At 35.7% G+C, this 7476-nt stretch carries 5 protein-coding genes; 3 read left to right on the forward strand and 2 right to left on the reverse strand.

Translation table 11 applies throughout. The features are described from left to right. Positions 1 to 121: 121 nt before the first annotated feature. The 3 genes from cphA (at position 122) to PHR76_RS05860 (ending at position 5434) form a co-directional block, all read left to right on the forward strand. Entirely contained in the window at positions 122 to 2746 is a 2625-nt protein-coding gene (cphA, locus tag PHR76_RS05850; protein ID WP_300059510.1) for a cyanophycin synthetase, read from the forward strand. Positions 2747 to 2813: 67 nt separating this feature from the next. Then, complete coding sequence (locus tag PHR76_RS05855) at positions 2814 to 3236, forward strand: DUF1801 domain-containing protein (protein ID WP_300059512.1); 423 nt, start codon at positions 2814 to 2816, stop codon at positions 3234 to 3236. 65 nt (positions 3237 to 3301) lie between these two features. Then, positions 3302 to 5434 (forward strand): DPP IV N-terminal domain-containing protein, encoded by a 2133-nt coding sequence (locus PHR76_RS05860; protein WP_300059514.1) that lies wholly within the window; start codon positions 3302 to 3304, stop codon positions 5432 to 5434. 524 nt (positions 5435 to 5958) lie between these two features. On the opposite strand, the gene PHR76_RS05865 is transcribed toward PHR76_RS05860, so the two are convergent. Together PHR76_RS05865 and PHR76_RS05870 are read right to left on the reverse strand one after the other, a co-directional pair. Beyond that, complete coding sequence (locus tag PHR76_RS05865; RefSeq protein ID WP_300059516.1) at positions 5959 to 6576, reverse strand: DUF6705 family protein; 618 nt, start codon at positions 6574 to 6576, stop codon at positions 5959 to 5961. Between the two features lie 22 nt (positions 6577 to 6598). After that, positions 6599 to 7476, reverse strand: an 878-nt coding sequence (locus PHR76_RS05870; protein ID WP_300059518.1) for a hypothetical protein, incomplete at its 5' end; no start/stop codon positions are given.

The following is a 7476-nucleotide window of genomic DNA, read 5'->3' on the forward strand; positions in this document are numbered from 1 at the left end:
AAGTTATTCAAACAAAAAAATGGTTAAAAAAATGAAAAACTTAAAAAAAAAATTTTGTTTGCTTTAAATAATTCTTATTTTTAACAAAATCATTACACAAAAAATAAAGCAGAAAAAATACATGAAAATATTAAAAATTCAAGCTCTACGTGGCCCTAATTTATGGAGTATTCAGCGTAAAAGATTAATTCAAATGCGATTGGACTTAGAAGAAGCGGAGCAAACTCCCACTAATAAAATCGAAGGTTTCAGAGAACGTATTGAAGCCATGTTCCCAAGCATGATTGAACACCGATGTTCCGAAGGTTGCCGTGGCGGTTTTTTCCTTCGTGTTGAACGTGGCACTTGGATGGGACATGTCATTGAGCACATTGCTTTAGAAATTCAAACGCTAGCGGGAATGGATACGGGTTTTGGTCGTACACGAGAAACAAAAACACCCGGTATTTATAATGTCGTTTTTAGTTATACCGAAGAAAATGTTGGTCTTTTTGCTGCAGAAAGTGCTGTTCGAATTGCCGAAGCTTTAATGGAAGGAACAGATTATGACGTAGAAGCCGATATTCAAAAAATGAGAGAAATACGAGAACGGGTTCGTCTCGGGCCTTCCACAGGAAGTATTGTTGAAGAGGCCGTTTCAAGAGATATTCCTTGGATTCGTTTAGGAACTAATTCGCTCGTACAATTAGGTTATGGCATCAATCAAATGCGATTTCAGGCAACCATTACTTGTAAAACTAGTAGCATTGCCGTAGATATTGCGTGCGATAAAGAACAAACCAAACGAATGCTCGACTTGGCTTCTATTCCTGTTGCGAGTGGCGACATTTGTGTGGATGAAGAAGATTTAGAAGATACCATCAAGAAAATTGGCTATCCAATTGTTCTAAAACCGTTGGATGGAAATCATGGCAAAGGGGCTTCTATTAATGTCACGAATTGGGAAGATGCGGTGGAAGGATTAGAACATGCCAAAAAATATAGTCGTCGTGTCATCGTTGAAAAATATATTACTGGATTTGATTTCAGAATATTAGTTATCAACAATAAACTTGTTGCCGCAGCCAAGCGAGTGCCGGCTCACGTGGTTGGAAATGGAAAAAACACTATTCAAGAATTGATTGACGAAACCAACCTTGACCCACGTCGTGGTTATGGTCATGAAAATGTATTAACCGAAATTACGGTGGATAGAGATACCGAAGATTTATTAGAAAAATTAAACTTTACGTTGGAAACTATTCCACAAAAAGAAGAAATAGTATATTTAAAATCAACTGCCAATTTAAGTACCGGCGGAACTTCTGTGGATGTGACCGACATGCTACACCCAGAGAATATATTTATTGCAGAACGAATTTCGAGAGTTATTGGTTTAGATATTTGTGGCGTTGATATCATGGCAGAAAATTTAACGCAACCCTTAAAAGAAAATGGCGGCGTTGTTTTAGAAGTGAACGCTGCCCCCGGATTTAGAATGCATTTAGCTCCTTCGGAAGGCTTGCCGCGAAATGTTGCTGCTCCAGTTGTAGACATGCTTTATCCTCCTGGAAAAGAAAGTCGCATTCCAATTATTGCGATTACCGGAACAAATGGAAAAACAACCACCACGCGTTTAATGGCTCATATTGTAAAAAATAATAAATATAGGGTTGGATTTACGACTTCTGATGGAATTTATATTCAGAATCACATGCTTGAAAAAGGCGATACTACCGGACCGCTTTCTGCTGAATATATTTTAAAAGATCCAACAGTAGAATTTGCCGTATTAGAAACGGCTCGTGGCGGAATTCTTCGTTCAGGATTAGGATTTAATCGTTGCGATATTGCGATTATTACAAATATTTGTGCCGATCATTTAGGGTTAAATGATATTGATACCCTTGACGATTTAGCAAGAGTAAAAAGTGTCGTAGTTAAAAGTGTCAAAAAAGACGGCTGGGCAATCTTAAATGCAGAAGATGCGCAATGTATTAAAATTGCAAATGAATTGAGTTGTAATGTCGCTTATTTTGCGATGGATGAAGATGATCCATTTGTGAAAAAATTAAGTAAGGAAGGGAAAATTGTTGCTGTTTACGAAAACGGATTTATCACTATTAAAAAAGGTGATTGGAAAATCCGAATCGAAAAAGTATTACATATTCCGCTCACTTTAGGTGGAAAAGCAAAGTTTATGATTCAGAATGTATTGGCAGCCAGTTTAGCTGCGTATTTATACGGTTTTAAAACAGATGATATTAGCTTATCACTACAAACATTTATTCCCAGTGTGGCACAAACGCCGGGTCGAATGAATATTTTTGAGTTTAAAAAATTCAAAGTGATGATCGATTTTGCTCATAATCCAGCAGGTTACACCGCTATTGAAGATTTATTAAGCAACATGGAAGCTTCTAAAAAAATCGGAATTATTGCGGGCGTTGGAGATCGTAGAGATGAAGACATCAAAGAATGTGCAACTATTGCCGCTCGTATGTTTGACCACATTATCATCCGTCAGGAAAAACATTTACGAGGTAGAACTGAAGAAGAAATCATCAATTTAATTTTAGAAGGTATCGCTGAATCAGGTAGAACCGTAACGTATGAAATAATCCCAAAAGAGATTGAAGCCATAAAACATGCTATCAATACGGCCGAAGAAGGCACATTTATTACCGCTTTGAGTGACGTGGTCACGAATGCCATTGAAATTGTTCAAGAATATTTGGATAAAGAAAATGAAGAAAATTTAATCTAAAACAACGCTCAATTAAAATCCCGAAAACTTATCTTTTTGGGATTTTTTTTTAACTCATAAATAAACGATGGCAGCAAACAAAACAATTGAAACCAATGCCGATGTTACTGAATTCATCAAAACGATCGACGAAAAACGCCAACAAGAAACCCTCCAATTAATTGAAATTTACGAGAAAACCACCGGCTTTAAAGCAAAAATGTGGGGACCAAGCATCATTGGTTTCGGAAGCTATCATTACCGCTACGATTCTGGCCGTGAAGGCGATGCTCCCTTAAATGGCTTCTCACCTAGAAAAGATAAATTTGCCCTTTATTTTGACACCTCTTTCCCCACTCGTGAAGTATTGTTAGACCAACTAGGGAAGCATAAAGCCGCAAAAGCATGTGTTTATATTAAAAAAATAGAAGATATTGACCTCGTTGTCTTAAAAAAAATGATGCTGGATTCAGCTGAGTCCATTCAAAAAAAATATCCTAGCTACGAGTAATTGCCTTGACCACTAAAAATAAATTCCTTTGTCATATCTTTACCAAAATCAAAAAGCAATTCCTCATGAATAAAATCGCACTCCTTTTTTTAAGTCTTTTTTTAGGATTTTCATCCGTTGCACAAGTAAAACAAATCACGCTGGAAGAAGGCGTTCTTCAACAAGGCAGAAAATTTGGAGCCGACAAATTAACAGGTTTTCAATGGATTCCAAATTCAAATAAATACGTGTATTACACCGATATGTGGAGTAAAATGATGGTGGCTTCAACATCTGATAATAAAGCAACCGAATTACTTTCCTTAAAAGAAGTCAATGCTAATTTAGGAACCACTTTACGCCATTTCTTTGGAACTGCTTGGCTCGATTCTTCTACAATTCTAGTTTCAGAAAATGGAAAATATTTCACCTATTCACTGACTTCTAAAAGTGGAAAAAAAACAATAGAAACTCCGGAAATTGCCGAAAACCAAACGTTTGACAAAACAAAATCCAATTTAGCTTTTACCGAAGCAAATAATTTATACTATATCAATTCAAACAACCAAAAAAAGGCAGTTACCAATGAATCGGACAAAGCCATTGTTTCCGGTCAAGCAATTGCACGTAGCGAATTTGGTATCGTTGGCGGAATCTTTTGGTCGCCAAAATCAACTTATTTGGCTTTTTATCAAAAAGATGAGACAGAAGTGGCTGACTATCCGCTACTAGACATCAACGAAACGCCTGGAAAACTCGAAAGCATCAAATATCCGATGATTGGTCAGAAATCAGAAAAACCAAAAGTTGGAATTTACAATTTAGCTACTGGCAAAACTGTTTTTATTTCTCCAAAAAACAATTCCGATGATTATTTAACAAATCTTGCTTGGTCGCCCGATGAAAAATACGTCTTGATTGCCGAACTTAATCGACGTCAAAACGATATGAATCTTAATCTTTATGATGCTAATTCTGGTCAGTTTATCCGAACCATTTTAAACGAAAAAAACCCTAAATGGGTGGAGCCTGAACATGCCGCTTATTTTCCCTATGAAAAGTCAACTAATTTTATTTGGACGAGTGAACAAGACGGTTTCCAAAACCTTTACTACTATTCTATTGACGGAAAATTAATTAAAAAATTAACCTCAAATACTTTCCCAGTTAGAGAAATCTTGGCAACCAATCCTGCTGGAACTGAAATTTATTTCAAAGCATCGGGACCAAACCCAACAAACATGTTGGTTTATAAAGTAGATTTAAAAGGCAAACAAACACTTATTACCAAAGAAGAAGGAGTTCATCAATTTGAAATATCCTCCGATGGAAATTGGTTTTTCGATGAATTCTCAAACCATGCCACTCCTTCTAAATCATTGCTAATAGACAAAAAAGGAAAATCAACAACCTTATTGACCAGCCCAAATAAATATGACGGTTATGCCATGGGAACGGCAGAAATCAAAACCATTAAAGCAGCCGATGGCCAAACCGATTTATATACGCGACTCATTAAACCGAGCAATTTTGACCCCTCAAAAAAATATCCCGTCATGGTTTATGTGTATGGTGGTCCAAAAGCTCAAATGATTACAAATTCCTATTTAGATGGAGCAAACCTATGGATGTATTGGATGGCAGAACAAGGTTATTTAGTTTTCACGGTAGACAATCGCAGTTCCGACAACCGTGGTTTTGCCTTTGAAAGTGTCATTCATGGACAATGTGGCACAAACGAAATCGAAGATCAAATCAAAGGAATCGACTATTTAAAAACATTACCTTATGTAGATATAAATCGTTTAGCAGTGCATGGTTGGAGTTATGGCGGATTTATGACTACCTCCTTATTGTTGCGAAAACCAGATGTATTTAAAGTCGGAGTTGCCGGTGGTCCCGTGACCGATTGGAAGTTTTACGAAATCATGTACGGCGAACGATACATGGACACCCCAGCAGAAAACCAAAAAGGTTTTGACGAATCGAGCACCTTAAATTATGTGAATAATCTAAAAGGAAAACTATTATTAATTCACGGCACCAGCGATGATGTGGTCGTGATGCAACATAATTATGTTTTACTTAAAAAATTCATCGAAGCAAAAAAACAAGTTGACTTTTTTGCTTATCCAATGCACAAACACAATGTCATGGGCGTCGACCGTGTGCATTTAATGACGAAAGTATTGACTTATATTCTTGAGAATAATAAATAAAACCTTCATTTAAACATAAAAAACCCGAAAATCTAGTGGTATTTTCGGGTTTGTTAATCAATGAAAGCTCTGACATCTGGTGCTCGATTGCATCGAGTACCTACTTTTAATGAGAATATCAAATGGTAGCGTTTGCAACGTGGTTAAGTAAAGCAGGATTAGTAACTTGCTCATCACCTCATCACTCATAACTCACAACTAATAATTCCTAATTCATCCCCACCCAAGTTTGTCATCCCGACGCAAGGAGGGATCTCATAATACAAATCACCCAACTCTAATCCTCACCTCATAACTCTTAATTCACAACTCCTAATTCCAAATTCATTCTGACATCTGGTGCTCGATTGCATCGAGTACCTACTTTTAATGAGAAAATCAAATGGTAGCTTTTGCAACGCGGTTAAGTAAAGCAGGATTAGTAATCAAAGCCTTTTTTTTATCCAATATACTATAGTAGTAGATTTTCGGGTTGTTTTTTGATTTAGTATTTCCCAACTGAATTGCTCAAAGAGAAATAAAACTTATTCCTTCTGCAACACATATTCACCAGTTGGTAGTAAAGGTGCTAGAACTGGCGGCTCTGTTCCTTCAATATAACTCCTTTCGCCAGCTCGTTTTGGCGTTACAAAAATCTTTAAAGATTCTGAATTATCTTCTAACGAAAACATTTTTCTAATTATCAACTTTGTGTAACTACTCCTATCTGGACTTGTCATAGTTAAAGACAATCGTAATTCACCTCCAAAACATGTAGAACAAATTGGCCTATTGTTATTTCTCAATAAGTTATACCCATTCACAAAATGCATCAATTGATTTGGATAAACCACCGTTACATTGGCTAACGTGTTAGCAATCTCAACTCCATTAGCATCAATATATTGATAGCCACCTATAATCATGTCTTGATAAAAACGAGAATTAAATTGCATTTCTTTTTTTATTAAAACTAGTTTAAATAGTTGGTTTCCATTTTGATACACATAAGTGCCTTCAAATTTATTAAGTAAACCGTTGATGTCTTTGTAATACGCATTATTAATTTCATCATCGTAATTACTATAAATATCAATTGTTGGTGATTGAGAATAACCTTTAAAAAAAAAGGTGATTAGTAGTAGTATAGTTGTTGTTTTCATTTGGATTTTTTTTATATCATTGTTAATTACATGGTGTTTCAGCTATTATTGAAGGTGAAAGAGGATTCACGCTTAGTACACTCCAACTGGTAAGTTGGCTGTTTGCTTTTGCAACAGTCATATTAAAACTTTGAAACATTTTCAAAAATTGCCTTTCATAATTATTCTCTAGGTTAAATCTTCTTTCAATTTTTTCATCTAGAATTTTTTGAACGTCTGTTATATCACATCCCAAATATTCCTCAGAATTAATTATACTTTCAATTTTATTCATAAATTGTGATATATTATTTACAGAAATAGAATAGAGTTGCTCTACGCCAAAGTCATCTTTACATAAAACAAGAAAAGTAGCAAGGCCACTATTATGTGTTTTAATATTTTTTTGAATATTATACAAATGTAAAACATCGCTCCAAGAAAACATCGGTTGAGTATAAGAAGGATGTGTATGCACTGCACAATAAATATCACCACCCACTTTTAGGAAAATTTCGTTATCATTAAGTTCTGGATCGTATGGAACATATGTTGCACCATATTGATTAAGATCATTCTTTCTAAAAATGACACCATGTTCACCAACTAGATTTAGCTTAGGTTTTAAATTATTTATCCATGGCTTAAGATTAGTTTTAGACGTATTTAATAAATCTTTTAATTTATCACATGGTTCATTTTCTACAAACTCCAAAACATTAGGCACAAAAGGATGCAATGGGTCGCCATCTGTTCCAATAGTACTACCTCCTCCGCCTTCACCACCAAGACCGCTACCTTCACCGCTGTTTCCAACTCCGTCACCACTATTACCGCCACCGCCACCTGAGCATGAAACATAAAGTACATTAACACAACCTGCATTTCCACTTGTACATCCACAATAATAAGGTATGCCAT

The sequence above is a fragment of the Flavobacterium sp. genome (assembly GCF_028689845.1).
Classification (GTDB): Bacteria; Bacteroidota; Bacteroidia; order Flavobacteriales; family Flavobacteriaceae; genus Flavobacterium.